Below are 20,279 nucleotides of genomic sequence, written 5' to 3' on the forward strand. Positions count from 1 at the left end.
TTTTTTTAATATCAATATCACTTTTTATCACTTATGAAAACGGAGGTAACAAATGAACGAATTAAAAACGAAATCAAAAATCAGCGAAATGTTCAATATTCAAGAAAAAGAAAATGGAGAAATCGCAATAAGCGCAAGAGAGTTATACAAAGCGTTAGGTGTCAAAAAACGTTTTAGCGCATGGGCAGATATTAATTTAAAACATTTTAAAGAAAACCGAGATTTTACAAGTGTACTTACAAGTACGGTTGTTAATAATGGTGCTGTTAGACAACTAGAAGATTACGCTTTAACTCTTGATGTAGCAAAGCATATAGCGATGATGTCAGGTACTGAAAGAGGTTTTGATTTTAGAGAGTATTTCATTCAAATTGAAAAGGCATGGAACAGTCCAGAAATGATCATGCAACGAGCTTTAAAAATAGCAAATAGCACAATTTTTCAATTAGAAACACAGATTGAAAAGGATAAACCAAAAGTATTATTTGCTGATGCAGTTGCAACAACAAAAACATCAATCCTAGTTGGAGAATTAGCAAAGATAATCAAACAGAATGGTGTAGAAATTGGACAACGCAGGTTATTTGAATGGTTACGTCAAAATGGATTCTTAATCAAACGAAAAGGCATTGATTATAACATGCCAACACAATATTCGATGGAGCGAGAATTGTTTGAAATCAAAGAAACATCAATCACACATTCAGATGGTCATGTATCGATTAGTAAGACACCAAAAGTAACTGGTAAAGGCCAACAATATTTTATCAATAAGTTCTTAGGTGAACAGGCGTAGTAGATAAAGGAGGAAACACAGTGAATGAATTAAAGCTTAATTTGGAAGAAAGTGCAGTAGAACGTAAGATTTATCAATTAATTCACGAATACGGATTATCATATGAGCAATTTAAAAAAGTATTTTTGTTGGTTGATAGACGTATAGTACATCACATTCAAAACACCGAGATATCAAAAGAAAAAAGACCTCTTGATTTAACAAGAGGTCATGAAGGTTAGTTATTTAGCTCTAGGTCAAGATTGGAATCAACATAGCCCAATACTGGATGTAGCTTTTCTTTAAATTGATCGAAGTTAATCAAAGTATGTTGATGTGAATGATTGTCTCGAACACAATCTAGCGCCTCTTCATAGACTTCTGTAAAAGCTTTTACAACTTGAGTAAATTCGTAACGATATAAGTCTTCCTTACTTCTAACATAAGATTCTAAAGTTACAAAGTAAGAATTAGCTTTTGATAAGTAATGAAGTGCCAATAATTCATTGTCATTATCAACAATTTGTTCAATGGCTTCCTTTGTATCGTAATATCCAGTAACCACTAACTTTCTTAAATATTCTTTTTCTTCTGAGAAATCAAATATGCTCATAGTAAACACCTCCCTTCACATAGGGATAACTAAATTATACCAAAAGAAAAATAAAAGAGGATGTGATCTTTCATGCCGAAAGGAGACTGGCTAGTTGATGCAGAAGAAATTAAAGAACGAATGTGCATTGGAGAGAAATTCTTTAGAAATCACATCGTGAAAGATAGTCGGATGAAAGCAATTGAGATTAAAAAAACAAACAGAAAATCCTGGTGGCCATCTGACAAAGCAAAAGATATATGTATACAAATAATGTACGAGTATGATGCTTAAACAAATTGGAGACTTGGGGAGCATACTCTAAAGGAGAAAAAAGTATGAATATAGCATGGAACATTATCAAGTACCCAGCACTAACATTAGCAATTGTAGTTGAGTTTTTTATTATTTCGTCATTTAGTACAACACCTATTGAGCATTCGTTTCTATTTTGGATAGTGACAGTTGCAGGATTTGAAATGGCTGATCAAATATTTTTAGAACAGGAGGAAATGTAAATGTCATATTTTAAAATAGGTTCACAAGTCTCAAAGACAGAATATCATTATGGTTTTAAATTTTTGCATAGATATGAAGTTATAAACGAAGAATTAATTTTAGTGAAGGTATTTAGTACTAATCATGATTTGGTATTTGCTGCAGAAGTACATGTTGAAGATACAGCTGAAGGTCTTTTTGAAGAAATGAATGACACGATTATAAGTTGGATTGACGACAACACGAGTGAAGTAGATGCCCTAATGGTTGAAATACTAAAAGGCAGCAATAAACCTTATGACTTTAAAATTAAGACTCGATATTAAAAAAGCCTAATCCAACGGCAATTGGAAAAGGCACAATTTCAAATAAAAATACACGTACAGAATAACACGGAGGAGGACATTAAGCAATGCAATTAAAATTAAACAAATTAGTAATGGAGAATTTTGCAGGCTTTAAAAATCAAACTTTTGAATTTAATGGCCAAGATGCAGATATTTATGGCCAAAATGGTACAGGTAAAACAACAACGGCTACAGCATTACAATGGTTGCTATTTGATAAAGGATTAGATGGTTCAACAAAATCATTTAACCCAGTACCAGAAAATGAAAAAGGCGAAGAACAGTATGAGTTAATCCCTACAGTTATAGCTGAATTTGAGATTGATGATGGATTACTAACACTTAAGAAGGAATCACACCCTAAGTATTCAACGAACCAGAAAACAAATCGTAAAGAATACAACCGAAGTAGAACGAAGTATCAATATATAAATGATGAAAAAGTAAAGGTTACTGATTTTAAAAACAGGGTTGCTGAGATTATAGATGAAGATGTGTTCAAGCTTATTACAAACCCTGGTGCTTTCAATCAATTAGATTGGAAAGTACGTCGTAATTTATTATTCGAAATTGCTGATGATATTTCAGATGAAGATGTTATTTCAAGTGATCCAGAACTAGAAGGATTAAAAGAGTTACTAACTGAACACGATATCGAAACTAAGAAGAAAATCATTGCAGATAAGATTAAGCAAATTAATCAACAAATTAAAGATATACCAACACGTATCAATGAAGCATCACATTCATTGGTTGAAGTAGAACAATTGAACGAATCTGATTACAAGCAGCTTGAAGAGAATATTCAATCATTAGTAAATAAGAGATATGAATTACAAAATGGAAGTGCTGAAATTGAATTACGCAATCGAGTGAAAGATAAACAATCAGAATTAGAACGAATCAAAAGAGACCTCTCATCTACTACTGAATCAAAAATTCATTCACTTATGAATGAGTTTAATGCAGAAGAAAGTACTATTTTGAATTACAAGTCAAAAATGAAGAATAATCAAACTCAGATTCAATATGAAGAAGGTAGAAGAAAAGAACTTTTATCAGAGCATAAAAGATTAAAGGCTGATTTAGAAAAGGCTAAAAATCACAAGTTTGAACATGTAGATGAAAAAGTTTGTTCATGTTGTGGCCAAGAGTTGCCAACCGAAAAAGTGGAAGATGCAAGAGAAAATGCACTCATGAAATTCAATAAAGAAAAATCGAATGAACTTGAAGTTATTACTGGTTCTATTGAGCGAGTTTTGGAAGACGGTAAAAAGATTAAACCAATCATTGATGCACTAAACGAAGAAAATAATAAACATCAAAAATTAATAGATTTAGCTACAGAGAAGTCTAAAAGAATTAAAAGTAAGATTGATAACCTGAAATCACAAATAACAGATGTAACGCAATCAAGCGAATACCAAGAAGTTCAAAGAGATATTGACGAACTCAATAAGAAACGTATGAACATTCAAGAAGAAGTAGATGATCGCCTTGATGAATTAGATTCACAGTTAAATGAATTAAATGCTGAAAAAGAACATTTAGATAAATTGAAGTCTATTGCTGCATCTAATAAGAACATCGAAAAACGTATTCAAGAATTAAGAAATAAAGAAGATGAGTTATTAGACGAGAAAGAAATTTATTCTGGCCAACTTTACAAATTGAATAAATTCACGATTACAAAAATCAATAAGTTAACAGATAACATCAATCGCAAGTTTAAATATGTGACCTTCAAATTGTTCTATACACAAGTAGACGGAGAAGTTAAAGAAACGTGTGAAACGACTGTAAATGGTATTGAATATCACAGGGGATTAAATAGCGCTAAAAAGCTTAATGCAGGATTAGACATCATTAATACATTGTGTGATCACTACAAAATTAATGCACCAATCTTTATAGATAATGCTGAATCAGTAATTGATATTTTACCAACAAAATCACAACAGATTAGATTAGTTGTTAGTAAAGAAGACGATTCATTAAGAATGGAGAAAAGCGTATGAAATATGAATTAGGTGATTATGTACGGATTAACAAACGTTGGAAGAAGACGAATAACCATCCATTTAAATCTGAAGTGGATGATGACGGTTATCAAGAAGTAATTGTTAGAAAGAAAATTGACTGTAATGCGTCTGGATTCATCGCTGGATTCAGATATGGATTAAAACAATTAGCCACTTTTGAACTTAATGAAAATGACTTTATTGACGAAATGGTTGAAATAGAAACAAATTCAATTGATGTATACCTGGTAGCAACAAGAATGAATTGCATATATGAAGTAAGCAAAGAAGATATTCAATTAATTAAAGACGTTTCTGAGATTTATTGAAACAGTATAAAAAACAAACACTCTTAACCATATTATTAGCTACTGACTAAGAGTGTTATACCAAGTGCTATTCATCCACTAGTATAGCTTTAAAAAGTTCTTGGATAAGCAAACGTGTTGTAACGTCCCTAGCTTTCATCTGAGTCATGATTCGCAGCTCATTATCAGTTAAATTTGGAAAGTTAGAAACAGTACTCTCATAGAGAGTATTAAGGAATTCATCATCATTAAAAACTAAATCATCTACAAAATCAGATTTTGCATCGTATAAATTTTGAAATTGTTCTTCAGTCATGTTGTCACCACACTTTCATATGAAATTAATTTAATTATACACAATAAAAGGAGTTAGTATATATGACAAATAAAAATGAATTATTAGTAAAAAATCAAAAAATGGGAGATAGCGTATTAGCACGTGTTAAAAGTTTAGAAACACAGGGTGATCTAAAATTTCCTGAAAACTATTCTCCCGAAAATGCAATGAAATCAGCGATGCTAACTTTACAAGATTTAAAAGGTTCTAAGAAAGACGGTTATAAGCCAGCGCTTGAGTTTGCTAATCCAAATAGTATTGCTAATGCGTTAATGGATATGGTCGTACAAGGACTAAATCCAGCAAAGAATCAAGGTTACTTCATTATGTATGGAGATAAGGTTCAGTTCCAACGTTCATATTTAGGTACGATGGCTGTTACAAGACGAGTTACTGGTGCTAAAGAAATAAATGCTGAAGTTATCTTTGAAGGTGATGAAGTTAAATATAAAACAAAGAACGGTAAAATCGTCGATTTAGAACATTCTCAATCATTTGGAAACAGAGATAGTAAAAAAATCATTGGTGCATATGCAACAGTTGTATTTGAAGACGAAAGTAAAAACTATACAGAGATTATGAGCTTCGAAGAAATTGAAGAGGCATGGAAACAATCTCAAATGGTATATGATGGCAAGTTCAAGGAAGATGGAACGCATAGAAGATTCCCTCAAGAAATGGCCAAAAAGACTGTAATTAATAGAGCATGTAAGAAATTATTAAATAGTTCTGATGACAGTAGTCTATTATCGAGCGAAATTAAAAATAGAGACAACAGACAACGTAAAGAAATTTTAGATGCTGAAGAAGAAGCAAATGCCAATAAAGAATTATTAGAATTCGAAGAAGTACCACATAAAGAGGCAACAGATGTTACAGATTTTGAAGAAGTTGAAGAGATTAAAGAAGAACCTGCGCAAATAACAACAGAGGATGAAGAACCATTTTAATTGATGTTATAGCAACTGGTTCGAGTGGTAACTGCTATCGTATTTCAGATGGCAGAACCACACTTTTATTAGAAGCAGGAGTGAAGTTTGAAAAGGTGCAAAAAGCTCTTCAATACAGAACGAGAGACATTGCAGGTTGTCTCATCACTCATGAACATGGTGATCACGCTAAATATACAGATCAGTATTTAAAGAACGGAATTAATTGTTACATGACCAAGGGAACAAAGGAAGCAACGGAAATTCAAAGTCACAGACTGTATTCAGTAAAAGCTAAACAGGAAACAAGAATTGGGACATGGTCAATTTTACCTTTTGAAATAGAACATGATGCAGCTGAACCAGTTGGCTTTTTACTAAAAAGTACACAAGGTTACAAAGTCTTATATCTTACGGATACAAAATTTTGTAAGTACAGTTTTAAAGGTTTAACACACTTGATGTTAGAAGTGAATTATATCTATGAAAAAATGCAAGAGAATGTGCAAAAAGGCTTTGTTCATCAAGGATTGGCTAACAGGATAATGGATTCACATTTTAGCTTAGAATATGCATTAAAACTATTGAAGGTGAATGATTTAACACAGTTACAACAGATTCATCTAATACACCTTAGTAATACCAATTCTGATGCACAATTAATCAAACAGCAGGTACAAGAAGCGAGTGGTGTACCTGTCTATATTGGAGGTTTATAAATGGATAATAATGATTGTAAGTTTATTGGCCGAATAACAAAAGACTTAGAGATAAGAGAATCTACAAATGGGACAATGATTTTACCATTTGATATTGCCGTTCAAAGAAAATTTAAAAATAATCAAGATGAATATGAGAGTGACTTTATAAGTTGTATTGCCTTCAATAAAACTGCTGAATTTTTAACCAACTATGCAAAGAAAGGTTATTTAATAGGCGTTGAAGGTGAATTACAAAACAATAATTTTGAACGACAAGATGGCACGATGAATTACGGAATGCAATTAAAAGTAACCAAAGTTAATTCACAAATTCTATTTTTAAATAAAGATAAATCTACTAACAGTGCAAATCAAGAAGGTAGCACACAGCGTGGCCAAAATACAACAACTAACAATAATACTAGTCAAACTAGTAGCAATAATCCATTTACAAATGCTAATGGACCAATTGAAATAAACGATGATGATTTGCCATTTTAATTTAACCAGTTTTGAAAGTGAGGTGTGGAGTTATGGCTGGTTGGATTAGCTTGCATAGATCGATTGAGAATCATTGGTTGTACGAAGAAGAAAGAAAGTTTTCTAAGTTCGAAGCATGGATTGATTTACTTCTAATGGTTAATCATAAAGATAATAAAACAGTTATGGACGGTAAGTTAATCACTGTGAAAAGAGGTCAACGTATTACTTCACTCCGGAAACTAGGTGATAGATGGAAATGGTCATTAACTAAAGTTGATTCATTTTTAAGACTATTAGAAGAAGACAAAATGATAGTCGTAAAAAAAGACACCAAAAAAACGCTTGTAACCATTGTCAATTATGACGTTTACCAAAATGTGAATTTAGAAAAAAGACACAGAAAAGACAGTGAAAAGACAGAGAAAGAACACAGAAAAGACAGAGAAAAGACACAGAAAAAAACAAACAATAATGATAATAAGGAGAATAATGAAAATAATGATAATAAGGAGAATAAGAAGACGTCGAACGTCTACGACTTTTATCAAGAATCAGGATTCGGAATTATTAATCAATACACTGCACAAGATATCACTTACTATCTAGAAAGCTTTGAGAATGATTCAGATGAAATAGTGACAGCAGCATTAAAGTTAGCACTCGATAGAAATAAAGTGAACTGGGGATATGCTAAAGCTATTTTAAAAGATTGGTTAAAGTCTAATCTCAAATCAATAAGTGAAGTACGAGCATATGAACAACAAAAGTTGGCCAACTTCAAAAGTAGAAGTGGACAAAATAATAATCTCCAATCGAAAGAGAAAACACCTGAATGGTTATTAAGGCAAAAACAAAATAATCAAGATAATCACAATGAAGTAAATATAAATGCACCAGAATTTGAAGAAAAGAAAAAACAAATGGAAAAAGAAATAATGGAATGGAGTGAAGAATTTGGGCGTACTACTTAAAGGCAAAACTATAGGAGAAGTATTTGATTTACTACAAGAATTAAAATCAGTTAAAGCTGTTGCTGAAGAAATTGGTGTAACACCTGGAGCAGTTTATAGTTTTAGATCAGAACATCATAGAGCATTTAAAAAATTAAAAGATGAGTCGGAAGTTAAAGAAAATGAAAACAAAACAACTAATCCAGAATTAACTACAAAAATTATAGAACCAGAGAAGATAGTGAATAATCAACAAGATGATTCAACTAAAATAACTATTTCTAAAAAAGCCATTTTAGATGAGCAAAATAAATCACTTAATAAAAAAGTAAACAAGCTAACATCTGAAAAGAATCAATTGCATGGTCGGATTAATTTACTTGAAGATGAAATAAAAGTGATTAGTGATGAAAAGACGGAACTGAGAAATGAGTATGAAAAGCTGTCACGTGATTATCAGAAGATTAAAGAAGAAAAAGAGTCGTACAAGAAACAGTTAGATGAATTAGTTGAGGAATCTAATAATATTTTGGCAGAAGCCAAGAAATATCGTGAGGCAAACAAAGAATATCAAAATAAAATGGCGATGCTTAGCGAAAGAGACACAAGACAATCAGAAGTGAATATAGATCAAATACAAAAGGAACTAGCGTTTTATAAAGCACATGCGTTGTTATATTACCAGAAAGTAAATGAAGTATCATGACGGTTCATTCATTTACGATACTGTTCAAAAAAGACACAAAACATCTAGATAAACCAATGGCATCTCCTAGGCCGAGGTTTAGAAACGTTGGAAAGTTTATTCAAACATACATGCCAACTAACTACGTAAAACACAAACAATTTATAAAAGAACAAATGCCAGAACTAAATATCGATGATGCAATCAAGTTAACTTTACTGTTTGAATTTCCAATGAACAAGTCATGGTCAAAATCATTAATTAAAAGAATGATACATGCATTTAAAAAGAATAAACCTGACATCGATAATTTGGTTAAAACATTTATGGATGCAGCAAATGAAAAGATATGGACTGATGATGCATTAGTCGTTGAATTACATTGTGCTAAAAGATACGCAGAAGTACCAAAAATAAAAGTGAAAGTGGAGGAATTATGATGAGAAATATTCAATTTGCAGATGAATTAATTAAAAAGACTTTTGGAGAAAATGAACAAGATGGAGTAGTAAGAAAACAATTTAACGCTACTGATAAACATGTGACTTGGTCAATCGAGTTTTTCGCTTATGAAGCAACAATTGTGTGTACTGCAAGTAAAGCTGGAACTAAATTTAAAGTTTCTGGGGATAATGTTCCAAATGGTTTTATTACTCAACAATATCAAAGAGTTGAGTACATTAGACAAGAACTATTTAAAGATGAAGTAGAAAATCCAGATCAATTAACATTAGAAGATGTAGACAGTGAAGAAGAACAAGAGCAAACAGAAAATGAAACATTATTTGATGGCGGAGAAGAAAAAGTTGAAGAATTATCACAAGAAGAAATCGATTAATCAAAAGGGTGGCGAAAGTCACCCAGATATTTTAGATAAGGTAAAGGAAGTGTTGGGAAGATGATACCAAAGTTTAGAGCATGGGATAAAGTCAATAAAAAAATGATAGAAGACGTTGCTAGTATTCATTTTAAATCAGAAATGATAACAACAAGAAACTTGTGTTTTTATCCATTTAAGGATATTGAATTAATGCAATCAAGTGGATTAACAGACTATTACTACAGTGAATATTTTGAGGGGGATATTGCTCGAGATGTTACAAGCGAAGAAATCGGCGTTGTTGAATATGTAGATGGTGAATTTGTAATGAGGTTTGCCGGAGGAGATTCGGTGGATTTAAGCGACGTTAAAGATGAATTTGAAATCGTAGGTAATAAATTTGAAGATGGATATTTACTAGGGGAGGACTAACTTATGAAATCCTACAAGAAGAAACAAATCATTAAGCACGCGCTTATTCATTACATGAATAGAGAAGGTGCTACTAAATCAGATTTAAATACAGAAAATTTGGTATTGCGAGATATTGAAAGAGATATTGTATTGATGAAAGATGAATATGATATTCCGATGACAGATAGAGATAAACAAATTTGGGAGGAATTACAGCTATGAAACTTTACCTGTTCACATTAACACTTACTGCAATAGCATTATACACATTCATCAAACGATCATATAAGTATGCGAGTGTGCAAGATAGTATAGACGTCGAAAGTTACGCAAGTGATATGTCAGCACCAATCGATTATGATGACACACAAGCATATAAGGACAACGAAGTATGGTTCACAGGAATGGGGAGATGTTGAATGAAACGAGAACCAGTATTCGTAAAACCAACATATAAGTACAAAGGAGAAGTTAAAGAACATCCTATTGAACGATTAGAATTTAAAGATGTACCAGAGAACGATATCGAAAGTTTAGGGATAAGTTTAAGACGAGTTGGTAAGAAATTAAGCGAAGTATTTAGTGGAGTTGATAAACGATGTTAATCGCAGCAATATTGTTTGTGGTTATAGTATTATCACTAATTATTATTGCGCTAATGGAGGGATAAGGAATGCCATCAGTAGAAGAACAAATGAATAAAATTCAATCTAAAGATGAATTGATTAAATGGTTGAGTAATGAATATTTTATTTTATCTAACAAAGCATATGGTGATAATTTCGAAGAAGTAATAGTTTATGAAATAAATATCATTAAGTCTAAAGCTGAATTATTAATGAGGGATAAGAGGTGATCATAGTGAAGTTCCTTTTAGATGTATTATTGTTTATAATTTCGTTAATGATTGGTTTTATTATTTTAAATGTTAATGACACATTACTATTTGCATTTGCTGCATTTGGTGCTTATAAAATGATAGACTCATTTGTTAGAAATTTAATTAGAGGTGAAGCTTGAATGGAAAACAATATTTGGTACGCATTATCTACAGGAGTTTTTTTATACACAGTTAAAGAAATAGTAAGGCTTGGTATAGATACCAGAATTAATGTAATTAATTTTAATTTAGAGAAACTCTACCCTATTTATTCAGATGCTTTTGGAAAAGTGAAGTTTATGATTGGGCATCATAGAACACCTTTTTCGCAGAAAGACACCTTTCAGAATATTTATGATGATGTATTAAATAATATAGACAAAAAACAAAGAAATTTATACATTAACAATGATAATTATAGAAAAGTAATGAATTTATATAGACATATAGAAAAAATGGAGAATGCAAAATATGAATTCAATAACTTTTTTAGTGCCAATCAAGTCTTTTTTGAATATGAATTTGTAGTCGAAACAATTGTAATGGTAAATGAATTTGAGAGTGACATTTCATATTTAAGGTCCATGGTTAATAATTATATGAATAATTATGAAAATTTAATATGGAGCAATATCATAACTGACGCATATAAACATAAGGTTACACAATATGAAATTTATCTTGATAAATTTGAAGAAGAGTTTAGAAAGAAATTCAAAATTAAAAGAGAAAGTAGAATCAAAAAGTTTAGAAGAAATATTAAAAATAGGTTTAAGAGGTGACAATAATGGAGCTTAATAAGTATCAAGAGATAGCGTTAAGAACACATAACACTGATTCTAATTTGGCTGAGTCATTAACTAATTATACTTTAGGCCTAGCAGGCGAATCAGGAGAAGTAGCTGACATAGTAAAGAAACATATATTCCATGGCCATGAGTTAAACAAAGACGAAATGGTTAAAGAACTCGGCGATGTTCTTTGGTACTTATCTTCACTCGCTAGTATGTGTGACGTAACACTTGATGAAGTGGCAGGTCATAATTTAAATAAATTATCTAATAGATATCCAGGTGGATTTAATCAAAAGCATAGTATTAATCGAATAGAGAACATTTCACCAGGAGATAAAGTTTTATTTAGTAATAACCAATATATTGTGGATGATGTAATTGGAAATACATTATTGATTAGTAACGATAATGATGATCAGCAAGTTAATGTATATGATGTAAAGAAACTGTAAATGGTTTCTTCTTAAATAAAGGTGGTGAGATGTATTGTTCGAGTGGCTAGAGTTATACCAGAACTTGGATATGCAACAGCAGGCATTAGAGATAAAGAAAGATATATGCATTGAAGAAATGGAGAGGTGGCACTCAATAAGTTATGCACGAGCAGACTTAGGAAAGAAGCATGACTTTCATTCTCGCTTACAACAGGTCAGCCGTATTGAGGAGGAGTTAGAGGAATTGAATGAGAGGATAAAAAAGTTAGAAGAACAGAAGGAAAGAGTATTAAGTTTGTTGGACCGTTTCCAAGGTATAGAACACAAGATACTTAGAAAGAAATATGTAGATGGTATGACATTACAAGAGATTGCATATGACTTAGGTTACAGTGAACAATACATTAGAAAGAAACATGCTGAGTGTATTAAGAGAATCAAGTTCATTAGTTAGTAGTCAACGTTGTCAACAATCATGCTACACAAACTATTGATTAATCGTGATATTGTAATAACATAGAAAAATTATACGAAGGACTGACACATTGTGTTGGTCCTTTTATTATGCAACGAAGGAGTGATTGGTATTGGTATCATGAGACGTTGTAATCATCCAACATGCAACAAACTTATATCACACAATCAAACATACTGTGATGATCATAAGCAATACACTAACAAAGCATACAATGATGCAAGGCAAAGGAATAATCCTGAATACTTAAATTTTTATAAACGCAAAGAATGGTTAGATAAAAGAGAAATAGTATTAATCAAGAATGATTATATTTGTGCATCTTGTGGTGCAGTAGCTGAAGTAGTAGACCATATAATCCCAACAAAAGTAAATTGGTCGAAACGATTAGATGAAAAGAATCTACAGCCATTGTGCAATGAATGCCATAACAAAAAAACAAAAGAAGATTTAAAAAAGTACGGAATGTGAAAAAGATAAAAATAAAAATATGTAAAAAAATAAAAATAAAATACAAAAATTTTAAAAGTCCCCCACCAATTTTGACGGGGCATTGTCGAAATCTCTACGGAACGGGGCAGACCTTTCTTTCGGACTTTTTCCCTTTTTTAAACCGATTTTACAAAGGAGGTGGTTTGGTTGGCTGGAAGAAGACGTGTTGCGACTGATGTCACAAAAAAGAACTTAACAAAAGATGAAATCAGACAACGTAAGCAAGAAGAAGAACTTTTAAATGTCTTTGAGGGAGTACCCGAACGGCCACCGACTTGGTTGAGCAAATTGGCCAAAAAAGAATATAAGCGTATTGTTCCCTTAATGAAAAATTTGCCAATAGCAAACCTAGATTTACAGATTATATGTCATTATTGCGAACAAGTTTCAAGCTATTTAGAACTAACTAAAGACATACAAGAAAATGGATATAATATATTCATCAAAAATGATGAAGGGGAAATTATTAACGTTAAAATTAATCCTTCAGTATCTAAAAGACTAGAAGTGGCGAGAGAAATGAGAGCAGCAGCTAGTATGATTGGTATAAGTTTAGACAGCAGAATTAAAATTGTCGCACCAAAGAAAAACGAAGTTGTAGAGGACCCAATGGATGACTTCTTTAACTGACAATAAATTGATTGATCCAGTTACTTTTTATGCAAAAAAAGTGCTAAAAGGCGACATTTTAGCATCTAGGATGGTCAAAAAAGCGTGCAAACGTCACTTAAATGATTTAAAACGTGATGATTTAGCCTATAATTGGCAACCCAACAAAGCACTACATGTTATCAATTTCATTGAAAAGCTACCAGATATTAAAACAGGTGAACGTCATCCTTTAGCATTATTTCAAAAGTTTATAGTTGGTAGTATTTATGGTTGGCAGAATGATGAAGGACATAGACGATTTAAACGTGCTTATATTAGTATGGCCAGAAAAAACGGTAAGTCTATAATCGTTGCCGGTATTAACCTTTATGAATTGCTTTTTGGGGAAAATCCTAAATTAGGTAGACAGATATATTGTACGGCCAATGCAAAAGACCAAGCTAAGGTCGTATGGGAAATGTGCATGAAACAATTGAATTCATTACGAGAAGAATCGGCCAAAGTATACAACATTACTAAAATTACTGAATCTAAAAACCTGTTGGCAAATAAACGTGACGGTTCAATCTTAAAACCATTATCAAAAGATACAAAAAAACTAGATGGTTTTGATCCATACATTGGTATTCTCGATGAATATCACGAAGCTAAAGATGATTCAATGTTTGAAGTCCTACGTTCTGGTATGATTCAACAAGTTAATCGTTTAATAGCAATTATTAGTACTGCTGGGTTTAATTTGAATGGGCCGATGTATAAAGAATATGTATATTGCAAAGGTTTGATGAACGGAAAGTTTGAAAATGATAACTATTTTGTATATTGTGCAGAAATGGATAGCGACGAAGAAATAGACGATGAAAAGAACTGGATTAAAGCAAATCCTTTATTAGAAGTGGAATCATTTTATGATGTTGCATTACAAACTATTAAAGATGATATGCAAGAACAAATTGATAAAGGTGAAACACACAAAATTAAAACAAAGAACTTTAATATTTGGCAATCCAATAGTGAATCATCACTAGTTAATATAAAAGATTGGGAAAAAATAAGCGTTGATAGTGCACCTGATATTAAAAATCGGGATGTATATATTGGCGTCGATTTATCAAGATTAAACGATTTAACAGGTATAGGTTTTATTTATCCTATAGATAAAAAGTATTATGTTGATTCTCACGTTTTTGTTGGTACTAGAGGTGGCATAGAAGCAAAAATAAAACGCGACAAAATAGATTATTTGGAAATGGTCAACAGTGGCACTGCGACTTTAACACGTTCTGTTTATGGGATTATAGATTATGAACAAGTGATTGAATACTTAATAAATTATGTTGTCGAAAATAATTTGAATGTTTTAGGTCTTTGTTACGATCCTTGGCACTCAGAAACGTTTTTGACTGCTATAGAAAATCGGAAAGATATTAAATGGCCATTGATAGAAGTAGGACAATCATTCAAAGTAATGTCTCAACCTATTAAAGACTTTCAACTTGATGTAATTCAAGAAAAGATAATACATGCTAACAACCCAGCGTTGGATGTAGGGGTTAATAATGCAGTTCTTATTTTCGACAAAGAAGGTAACTGCAAAGTTGATAAATCTATGTATAGGGAAAAGATAGATAGTATTGTCTCAGTTCTTATTGCATGGACAGAAGCGAGAATGCATGAGTTCCAAGAAAATTGGGATGAAATTTATGCAAGTGATGAATTTGGATTTTAGGAGGTGCATCGATGAATTTAAGTAAAATTAAAGACTTCTTTTTGTTAATGGTTGCCAATTTAACAGGCATCCTTTTTTTATTAGGTTTAACCTTGGTTAATATTGCTATGTATTTAAGGTTTAATGAAACAATTGGACTTGTAGTGACAGGCTTAACATTAATTTTAATTGCATTGATTATTGACCATGAATCTAGACCAGAAAGGAGGTAAGATGATTGGGGATTTTTATTGGTAATAGAAATAGATCAATTGATATGGAACAAATAGATATAGTAAAAGCAACAAAGATATTTCCAGGAATTGAAGATGCTCCAGTACTAAATGAATATGACGGGGTAGATGCTATAAAAAATACAGACATTTTTACTGCTGTAAGTATGTTAGCAGGCGACTTAGCAAGAATGGATATTCAAATATGGAAGCAAGGTGTTCATGAAGAAAATAATTATTTGGAAAAGTTGATTAATGTACGACCAAATGACTATTACAATGGATATCTTTTCAAATTTATTGTTTTTGCTAATGCTATGTTAACAGGCCATGGATATTTCAGAATCATTAGGGATACAAAGTTTAATCCTAAAAAATTGGTATTCATGAAAACGTCAAAAGTAAATTTAAAAGTAGATGATAATGATACGCTCTACTTTGAATATAAACCAAATCATAAGGATGTTATAAAGTTAGATTACTATGATGTTGTTGATATTAAATTTCATTCATTAGATGGGTTTAAAGGTATCTCACTTTTAGAGTCCTTATTAAAGACTTTAGAAACAGATCATTACGGTAGACAATTTCTAGGTAATTTCTTAAAGAATGGTACACATGCAGGTGGAATTTTAAAAATGAAAGGTGTACTTGATAATAAAGCAGCAAGAGATAGAGCCAGAAAATCATTTCATGAACAATATAGCGGGACAAAACAAGCCGGAAAAGTCGTTGTTATGGATGAGTCGATGTCGTTCGATCAGTTAGAAGTCGATACAGAAATACTAAAGCTTATACGTGACAATAAATCATCAACACGAGAAATTGCAGGAGTTTTTGGAATCCCACTTCATAAGTTCGGTATTGAACCAACAAATATTAGTATTACAGATGCAAATTTAGAATACTTATCAACATTAGCACCATATATGAAAGCTAGTTGTTCAGCCTTAGAATTTTACTTTAATTCAGATTTAGATGATTTGGTCAAACGTTTTAGGTTTGATACTTCTGATTTGAGAGTAGTTGACTCAGAAACGCAGGCAAAAATAGATAAAATAGATCTTGAAGATGGCGTCAAGAACCTCGATGAAGTAAGAAAGACAAGGGGTTTGCCACCTATAGAAGGTGGATTTGGAGCAAAGCATAGAGTTGATTTGAATCATGTGAATATCGAAAAAGTTGATGAGTATCAAATGAATAAATCAATTGATAAGAAGCATAAAACTAATTTCGAAGGGGGGTGAGAAAGATGAAGGATGAAGAAAAAAGAACGATGAACAACATTGAAGTGCGAGCTAAACAAGATAATGAGAAGATGATTATTGGGGGCTATGCACTTAAATTCGATACCTGGTCTGAAGATTTAGGTGGTTTCAAAGAAACTATTTCTTCTAGTGCATTAAATAATACTAATCTAAATGATGTAAGATGTTTAGTTGATCATGAACCGAGTCAAATACTTGGTAGAAGTTCTTCTGGAACATTAAAGTTAGATATCGACGATATTGGTTTGAAGTTTGAATGTACATTACCAAATACTACATTAGCAAGAGATATATATGAAAATATTAAACTTGGTAATGTTAACCAATGCTCATTTGGATTTATGTTAGAAGATGACGGTGATGAGTGGATATTTGATGATGAGATACGTTCATATAAGCGTACTTTAACAAAATTTAAAGAATTAACTGATGTATCTGTCGTTACTTATCCAGCATATAGAGATACAGATGTAGCGCCAGCTTTAAGAAGTATTAAAAAAATGAATTTTAATTTCGAACAAGAAAAATTAAAAACTGAACTTGAATTATTATAAATCGGTGAAGGTTAACACCGTAAAAAATAGATCCAAAAGCTTGCTAAATATAGTGAAGCTTGTTTTTTATGCAATCAAAAATAAAATGAGGAGGTTCATTTATGAACAAGAAACAATTACTAGAAGCAATAAAAAAATTGAAGTCTCAACGTGATGAAAAGAGGAAAGAAGCATTAAAGTATGTAGAGTCTGACTTAAAAAAAGCAAAAGAACTTCGTGATGAAGTGAAGTCGTTTGATAAAAAAATAGCTGAGAAAGAAGAAGAATTAGCTATTATTGAAGATTTAGAAAATAAAAACTCTGACGAAGAATCTTCAAATAATGAGGAATCTAGTGATAAAAGTGCAGACGGTGGTGAAAAATCATCAGAAAATGATGAGAAATCAAGTGAACATCGTTCTATTAAACGCAATAATCCCAAAGCAACTAAGGATAAAGAAATTAGAAAACAAAAGGAATCTGAAGCGGTAATTAATTTCCGTAATTACCTTCTTACTCAAAATACACGTTCGGTAAAAACAACAGATGAAGGTGTTTTAGTACCTGAAGAAATTTCAAATAAAATAGAAGATTTTACAGATGAATTAGAAGCATTAGATAAGTTAGTAGATGTTAGAAACGTTAAAACACCAATTGGAAAATTCCCAGTCAGAACTGATGAAACGAAGAAAGCGGGATTACCTACTGTTCAAGAATTAGAAGAATCTCCTGAGTTAGGTTTAAGAAAGTTAGGAGAACAAAAATATGAAATCAATACTCACCGTGGACTTTTAAAAGTGTCTTGGGAAGCACTTGATGACGGCGTAGAAGTTGAAAATATTATTGTTGAAGAATTAGCTGAAGAAATTACCGCAACAAAAAACGTTAAAATTTTAGAAGCCTTAAAAGGGTTAACTCCTAAGTCAGTTACAACTATTGGGGAAGTTAAAACAATACTAAACGTTGAGTTGAAAAAACGTTATGCTAAAGAATTTGTTGTTTCATCTGATGTATATGATCAATTAGACCAAATGAAAGATAAAAATGGACGTTATTTATTACAAGAATCTATTACTTCAGCAACAGGATATAAAATGTTTGGTAAAGATATTAGAGTGCTTGATAAAGAAGTGATTGGTGAAAATACTATGTTTATTGGATCATTAAAAGATGCAGTAGTTTTATTCTTAAGAAAGCAATTATTAGTGAATTATGAAATTTGGAATCAATACGGAAAAGTATTCTCTCCAATTTTAAGATTAGATGCTCGATTAAAAAATGACAAAGCTGTTATCAAAGTAGACTTTAATGTTGATGGAGATAATCCACATGGTAATAGTGCAGCAGATGTTATTCCAGAGGCTTAATATTAAGCCTCTAATTTTAATAATTAGGAGTGGTTTAAATGGTTAAATTTAAAGCATTAGTAAAGTATAAAGATTTGGAAATGGATAAAGTAGTAGAAGTTGATGATGAATTAGAAATGACGGTAAAACGTGCAAATGAAATTAATAAAAAATTAAAAGAGCATGGGAAAGTACTTGAACGAGTTGAAGAATCGAAATAATGAGGTGATTTGAATGAAAATTACTGATCAAGATTTTGACTTGTTAAGAAAACATTGTAAGGTTGATCATCATTCTGAAGATGATTTGTTAAAAGCTTATTATGAATGGGCTTTTGATGATATAGCAAGTGCAGTTACTGATGATTATAAAAATCATATAGATTGGTTTGCTAATCAAACATTATTTAAAAGGGCGGTATTTCCTTTAGCTGCTTATTATTTTGAAAATAGAATTGCATATATTGAACGTAGTTTGAGTTATGCGCCTCATATGGTGTTAAGTACAGTGCATAAATTACGTGACATGTATGTGGTTGATATGGAGTTAGATAAAGATGAAAATAAGCATTAGGGATTTAAACGAAAGGGTTACTTTTAACGAAGATATCAGTAAATCAATCAATGGTTTACCTCAACGGCCAAAACGACGTGAATTATATAGTTGTTATGCGTGTATTCAAGATGCTAAAGAATCTGATACTCAAACTAGTATTAATAACAATAGTAAATTCATAAAAACGATTATTATACGTGACCCAAGAGGCGACTATAAACCTAGTAATAAGCACTATATTATACACGATGGTGTAAGTTACGATGTTAAGTATTATAAGCCTGATTATCGCGATAAGTCTTTCTTAAGAATATATTGTGAGGTGGTAATCTAATGGGTGCTAAAATCGAGAAAAACACAATGGAATCTGGATTAAGAAAGAAAATCCAAGAATTCCCTAGAATTCAAAACCGTGTTCTAAAAGCAGGGGCGTCGTCATTGATTCCAATTTTGGTAAAAAATACACCTAAAAGTGATAGAAGTAAGCATGCGAAAGAGCATGTAGCGATGTCTAATATTAGAACAGACAAAGGCACGTATGAAAAGTATGTGACGATTGGTTATGAAAAAGGTTATAGTCACAGGATGCACACCACTGAATTCGGAACTATGTACCAACGCCCACAATTATTTATCACTAAAAGTGAAAAAGAAGGAAGAAGTATTGTTAATAAGGCAATGGTAACAGCTATGAGAAGAGGCATGAGAAAATGAAAAACATTACAGATGAACTTTATCAACTAATTGTTAATAATGGAGATATTACAGTAAGTGATAATATTTTTAAATATGTTGTTCCACAAAATTTTCATGAAACAACTAATAAGCCCATCGTTAGGATTACACCTTTGCCATATACACCTCAAGATTATGCAGATGATCAGCAACTTTCAAGAGAATATGATTACCAGATTGATATTTGGTGGTCAGAGGATGAACCATTTGAACAAGCGGAAATGCTTGTTTTTTTATTGGAAAAAATGAATTTTCAAGCTTATTATCGTGAGCCTTTATATGAAGTAGAGACTTTTACATTTAGAGAGATTATTCGAGCTAAAGCAACGATAATTACATTAAAAACATAGGAGG

General features: G+C 31.5%; 37 protein-coding genes. 35 read left to right on the plus strand and 2 right to left on the minus strand.

Annotated features, from left to right (window positions below; genetic code table 11):
• Window positions 1-52: 52 nt before the first annotated feature.
• Window positions 53-796 (plus strand): phage antirepressor KilAC domain-containing protein, encoded by a 744-nt coding sequence (locus LQ679_RS08960; RefSeq protein WP_239748937.1) that lies wholly within the window; start codon window positions 53-55, stop codon window positions 794-796.
• Window positions 797-816: 20 nt separating this feature from the next.
• On the plus strand, window positions 817-1,017 hold the full coding sequence (locus tag LQ679_RS08965; RefSeq protein ID WP_239705741.1) for a hypothetical protein: 201 nt from the start codon (window positions 817-819) through the stop codon (window positions 1,015-1,017).
• Here the strand turns inward: LQ679_RS08965 and LQ679_RS08970 are convergent.
• Entirely contained in the window at window positions 1,014-1,388 is a 375-nt protein-coding gene (locus LQ679_RS08970) for a hypothetical protein (protein ID WP_239748935.1), read from the minus strand. The genes LQ679_RS08965 and LQ679_RS08970 overlap by 4 nt on opposite strands.
• A gap of 72 nt (window positions 1,389-1,460) precedes the next feature.
• Here LQ679_RS08970 and LQ679_RS08975 point away from each other — a divergent pair, with 72 nt between their 5' ends.
• From LQ679_RS08975 to LQ679_RS08995, 5 genes are all read left to right on the plus strand, one after another.
• A complete protein-coding gene (locus LQ679_RS08975; RefSeq protein ID WP_070369236.1) occupies window positions 1,461-1,661 on the plus strand; it encodes a hypothetical protein in 201 nt (66 codons plus the stop codon).
• Between the two features lie 44 nt (window positions 1,662-1,705).
• Window positions 1,706-1,885 (plus strand): hypothetical protein, encoded by a 180-nt coding sequence (locus tag LQ679_RS08980; protein ID WP_218697272.1) that lies wholly within the window; start codon window positions 1,706-1,708, stop codon window positions 1,883-1,885.
• Window positions 1,886-2,191, plus strand: coding sequence for a hypothetical protein (locus LQ679_RS08985; RefSeq protein ID WP_239748934.1), 306 nt, complete (start codon window positions 1,886-1,888; stop codon window positions 2,189-2,191). It abuts the gene before it with no gap.
• A gap of 86 nt (window positions 2,192-2,277) precedes the next feature.
• Window positions 2,278-4,230, plus strand: coding sequence for an AAA family ATPase (locus LQ679_RS08990; protein ID WP_239748933.1), 1,953 nt, complete (start codon window positions 2,278-2,280; stop codon window positions 4,228-4,230).
• Window positions 4,227-4,562, plus strand: a complete 336-nt coding sequence (locus LQ679_RS08995) for a hypothetical protein (RefSeq protein ID WP_239762526.1) — start codon at window positions 4,227-4,229, stop codon at window positions 4,560-4,562. The genes LQ679_RS08990 and LQ679_RS08995 overlap by 4 nt, the downstream gene beginning before the upstream one ends.
• A 67-nt stretch (window positions 4,563-4,629) precedes the next feature.
• Here the strand turns inward: LQ679_RS08995 and LQ679_RS09000 are convergent, their stop codons facing one another.
• The gene (locus LQ679_RS09000; protein WP_239705747.1) at window positions 4,630-4,857 is read right to left on the minus strand and encodes a hypothetical protein; all 228 of its coding nucleotides are present in this window, start codon (window positions 4,855-4,857) and stop codon (window positions 4,630-4,632) included.
• A gap of 62 nt (window positions 4,858-4,919) precedes the next feature.
• On the opposite strand from LQ679_RS09000, the gene LQ679_RS09005 reads away from it, so the two are divergent.
• From LQ679_RS09005 to LQ679_RS09140, 28 genes are all read left to right on the plus strand, one after another.
• A complete protein-coding gene (locus LQ679_RS09005; protein ID WP_239762527.1) occupies window positions 4,920-5,828 on the plus strand; it encodes a recombinase RecT in 909 nt (302 codons plus the stop codon).
• 80 nt (window positions 5,829-5,908) lie between these two features.
• Entirely contained in the window at window positions 5,909-6,526 is a 618-nt protein-coding gene (locus LQ679_RS09010) for an MBL fold metallo-hydrolase (protein ID WP_239762528.1), read from the plus strand.
• Window positions 6,527-7,009, plus strand: a complete 483-nt coding sequence (locus LQ679_RS09015) for a single-stranded DNA-binding protein (RefSeq protein ID WP_239748929.1) — start codon at window positions 6,527-6,529, stop codon at window positions 7,007-7,009.
• Between the two features lie 32 nt (window positions 7,010-7,041).
• Entirely contained in the window at window positions 7,042-7,962 is a 921-nt protein-coding gene (locus tag LQ679_RS09020) for a DnaD domain-containing protein (RefSeq protein ID WP_239748928.1), read from the plus strand.
• Complete coding sequence (locus LQ679_RS09025) at window positions 7,946-8,647, plus strand: hypothetical protein (protein ID WP_239748927.1); 702 nt, start codon at window positions 7,946-7,948, stop codon at window positions 8,645-8,647. The genes LQ679_RS09020 and LQ679_RS09025 overlap by 17 nt, the downstream gene beginning before the upstream one ends.
• Before the next feature lie 56 nt (window positions 8,648-8,703).
• On the plus strand, window positions 8,704-9,066 hold the full coding sequence (locus LQ679_RS09030) for a RusA family crossover junction endodeoxyribonuclease (RefSeq protein WP_239762530.1): 363 nt from the start codon (window positions 8,704-8,706) through the stop codon (window positions 9,064-9,066).
• On the plus strand, window positions 9,066-9,464 hold the full coding sequence (locus LQ679_RS09035) for a hypothetical protein (RefSeq protein WP_239748924.1): 399 nt from the start codon (window positions 9,066-9,068) through the stop codon (window positions 9,462-9,464). Before LQ679_RS09030 ends, LQ679_RS09035 begins: the two co-directional genes overlap by 1 nt.
• Window positions 9,465-9,524: 60 nt before the next feature.
• On the plus strand, window positions 9,525-9,878 hold the full coding sequence (locus LQ679_RS09040) for a YopX family protein (protein WP_239748923.1): 354 nt from the start codon (window positions 9,525-9,527) through the stop codon (window positions 9,876-9,878).
• Between the two features lie 3 nt (window positions 9,879-9,881).
• Window positions 9,882-10,082, plus strand: coding sequence for a hypothetical protein (locus tag LQ679_RS09045; protein WP_239748922.1), 201 nt, complete (start codon window positions 9,882-9,884; stop codon window positions 10,080-10,082).
• Window positions 10,079-10,279 carry a hypothetical protein gene (locus LQ679_RS09050; RefSeq protein ID WP_239762532.1) on the plus strand — a complete coding sequence of 67 codons (201 nt, stop codon included), beginning with the start codon at window positions 10,079-10,081 and terminating at the stop codon, window positions 10,277-10,279. Before LQ679_RS09045 ends, LQ679_RS09050 begins: the two co-directional genes overlap by 4 nt.
• A complete protein-coding gene (locus LQ679_RS09055) occupies window positions 10,280-10,465 on the plus strand; it encodes a hypothetical protein (protein ID WP_239748920.1) in 186 nt (61 codons plus the stop codon).
• 68 nt (window positions 10,466-10,533) lie between these two features.
• The gene (locus LQ679_RS09060) at window positions 10,534-10,716 is read left to right on the plus strand and encodes a hypothetical protein (protein ID WP_239748919.1); all 183 of its coding nucleotides are present in this window, start codon (window positions 10,534-10,536) and stop codon (window positions 10,714-10,716) included.
• A gap of 5 nt (window positions 10,717-10,721) precedes the next feature.
• On the plus strand, window positions 10,722-10,880 hold the full coding sequence (locus LQ679_RS09065; RefSeq protein WP_239705762.1) for a hypothetical protein: 159 nt from the start codon (window positions 10,722-10,724) through the stop codon (window positions 10,878-10,880).
• Window positions 10,881-11,522, plus strand: coding sequence for a hypothetical protein (locus LQ679_RS09070; protein ID WP_239705763.1), 642 nt, complete (start codon window positions 10,881-10,883; stop codon window positions 11,520-11,522).
• Window positions 11,523-11,527: 5 nt separating this feature from the next.
• Window positions 11,528-11,986, plus strand: a complete 459-nt coding sequence (locus tag LQ679_RS09075) for a nucleoside triphosphate pyrophosphohydrolase family protein (protein ID WP_239705764.1) — start codon at window positions 11,528-11,530, stop codon at window positions 11,984-11,986.
• A 226-nt stretch (window positions 11,987-12,212) separates the two neighbouring features.
• Window positions 12,213-12,422 carry a sigma factor-like helix-turn-helix DNA-binding protein gene (locus tag LQ679_RS09080; RefSeq protein WP_229412506.1) on the plus strand — a complete coding sequence of 70 codons (210 nt, stop codon included), beginning with the start codon at window positions 12,213-12,215 and terminating at the stop codon, window positions 12,420-12,422.
• A gap of 132 nt (window positions 12,423-12,554) precedes the next feature.
• Window positions 12,555-12,914, plus strand: coding sequence for an HNH endonuclease (locus tag LQ679_RS09085; protein WP_239705795.1), 360 nt, complete (start codon window positions 12,555-12,557; stop codon window positions 12,912-12,914).
• Window positions 12,915-13,082: 168 nt separating this feature from the next.
• Entirely contained in the window at window positions 13,083-13,565 is a 483-nt protein-coding gene (locus LQ679_RS09090) for a phage terminase small subunit P27 family (RefSeq protein WP_239705765.1), read from the plus strand.
• The gene (locus LQ679_RS09095) at window positions 13,549-15,276 is read left to right on the plus strand and encodes a terminase large subunit (RefSeq protein WP_239705766.1); all 1,728 of its coding nucleotides are present in this window, start codon (window positions 13,549-13,551) and stop codon (window positions 15,274-15,276) included. Before LQ679_RS09090 ends, LQ679_RS09095 begins: the two co-directional genes overlap by 17 nt.
• 11 nt (window positions 15,277-15,287) lie before the next feature.
• Complete coding sequence (locus tag LQ679_RS09100) at window positions 15,288-15,488, plus strand: hypothetical protein (RefSeq protein ID WP_239705767.1); 201 nt, start codon at window positions 15,288-15,290, stop codon at window positions 15,486-15,488.
• Between the two features lie 5 nt (window positions 15,489-15,493).
• Window positions 15,494-16,735 carry a phage portal protein gene (locus tag LQ679_RS09105; protein ID WP_239733706.1) on the plus strand — a complete coding sequence of 414 codons (1,242 nt, stop codon included), beginning with the start codon at window positions 15,494-15,496 and terminating at the stop codon, window positions 16,733-16,735.
• A gap of 5 nt (window positions 16,736-16,740) precedes the next feature.
• Entirely contained in the window at window positions 16,741-17,310 is a 570-nt protein-coding gene (locus LQ679_RS09110; protein WP_239705769.1) for an HK97 family phage prohead protease, read from the plus strand.
• Between the two features lie 101 nt (window positions 17,311-17,411).
• Window positions 17,412-18,656 carry a phage major capsid protein gene (locus LQ679_RS09115; protein WP_239705770.1) on the plus strand — a complete coding sequence of 415 codons (1,245 nt, stop codon included), beginning with the start codon at window positions 17,412-17,414 and terminating at the stop codon, window positions 18,654-18,656.
• A 38-nt stretch (window positions 18,657-18,694) separates the two neighbouring features.
• Window positions 18,695-18,856 (plus strand): hypothetical protein, encoded by a 162-nt coding sequence (locus LQ679_RS09120; protein WP_239705771.1) that lies wholly within the window; start codon window positions 18,695-18,697, stop codon window positions 18,854-18,856.
• Window positions 18,857-18,869: 13 nt separating this feature from the next.
• Window positions 18,870-19,208: a head-tail connector protein gene (locus LQ679_RS09125; RefSeq protein ID WP_239705772.1), complete on the plus strand. Its 339-nt coding sequence runs from the start codon at window positions 18,870-18,872 to the stop codon at window positions 19,206-19,208.
• Entirely contained in the window at window positions 19,192-19,524 is a 333-nt protein-coding gene (locus tag LQ679_RS09130) for a phage head completion protein (protein ID WP_239705773.1), read from the plus strand. The genes LQ679_RS09125 and LQ679_RS09130 overlap by 17 nt, the downstream gene beginning before the upstream one ends.
• Window positions 19,524-19,904 (plus strand): HK97-gp10 family putative phage morphogenesis protein, encoded by a 381-nt coding sequence (locus tag LQ679_RS09135; RefSeq protein ID WP_239705774.1) that lies wholly within the window; start codon window positions 19,524-19,526, stop codon window positions 19,902-19,904. Before LQ679_RS09130 ends, LQ679_RS09135 begins: the two co-directional genes overlap by 1 nt.
• Window positions 19,901-20,275: a DUF806 family protein gene (locus LQ679_RS09140; protein WP_239705775.1), complete on the plus strand. Its 375-nt coding sequence runs from the start codon at window positions 19,901-19,903 to the stop codon at window positions 20,273-20,275. Before LQ679_RS09135 ends, LQ679_RS09140 begins: the two co-directional genes overlap by 4 nt.
• Window positions 20,276-20,279 lie beyond the last annotated feature (4 nt).

The organism is Mammaliicoccus sp. I-M35 (genome assembly GCF_022386455.1).
GTDB lineage: Bacteria > Bacillota > Bacilli > Staphylococcales > Staphylococcaceae > Mammaliicoccus > Mammaliicoccus sciuri_A.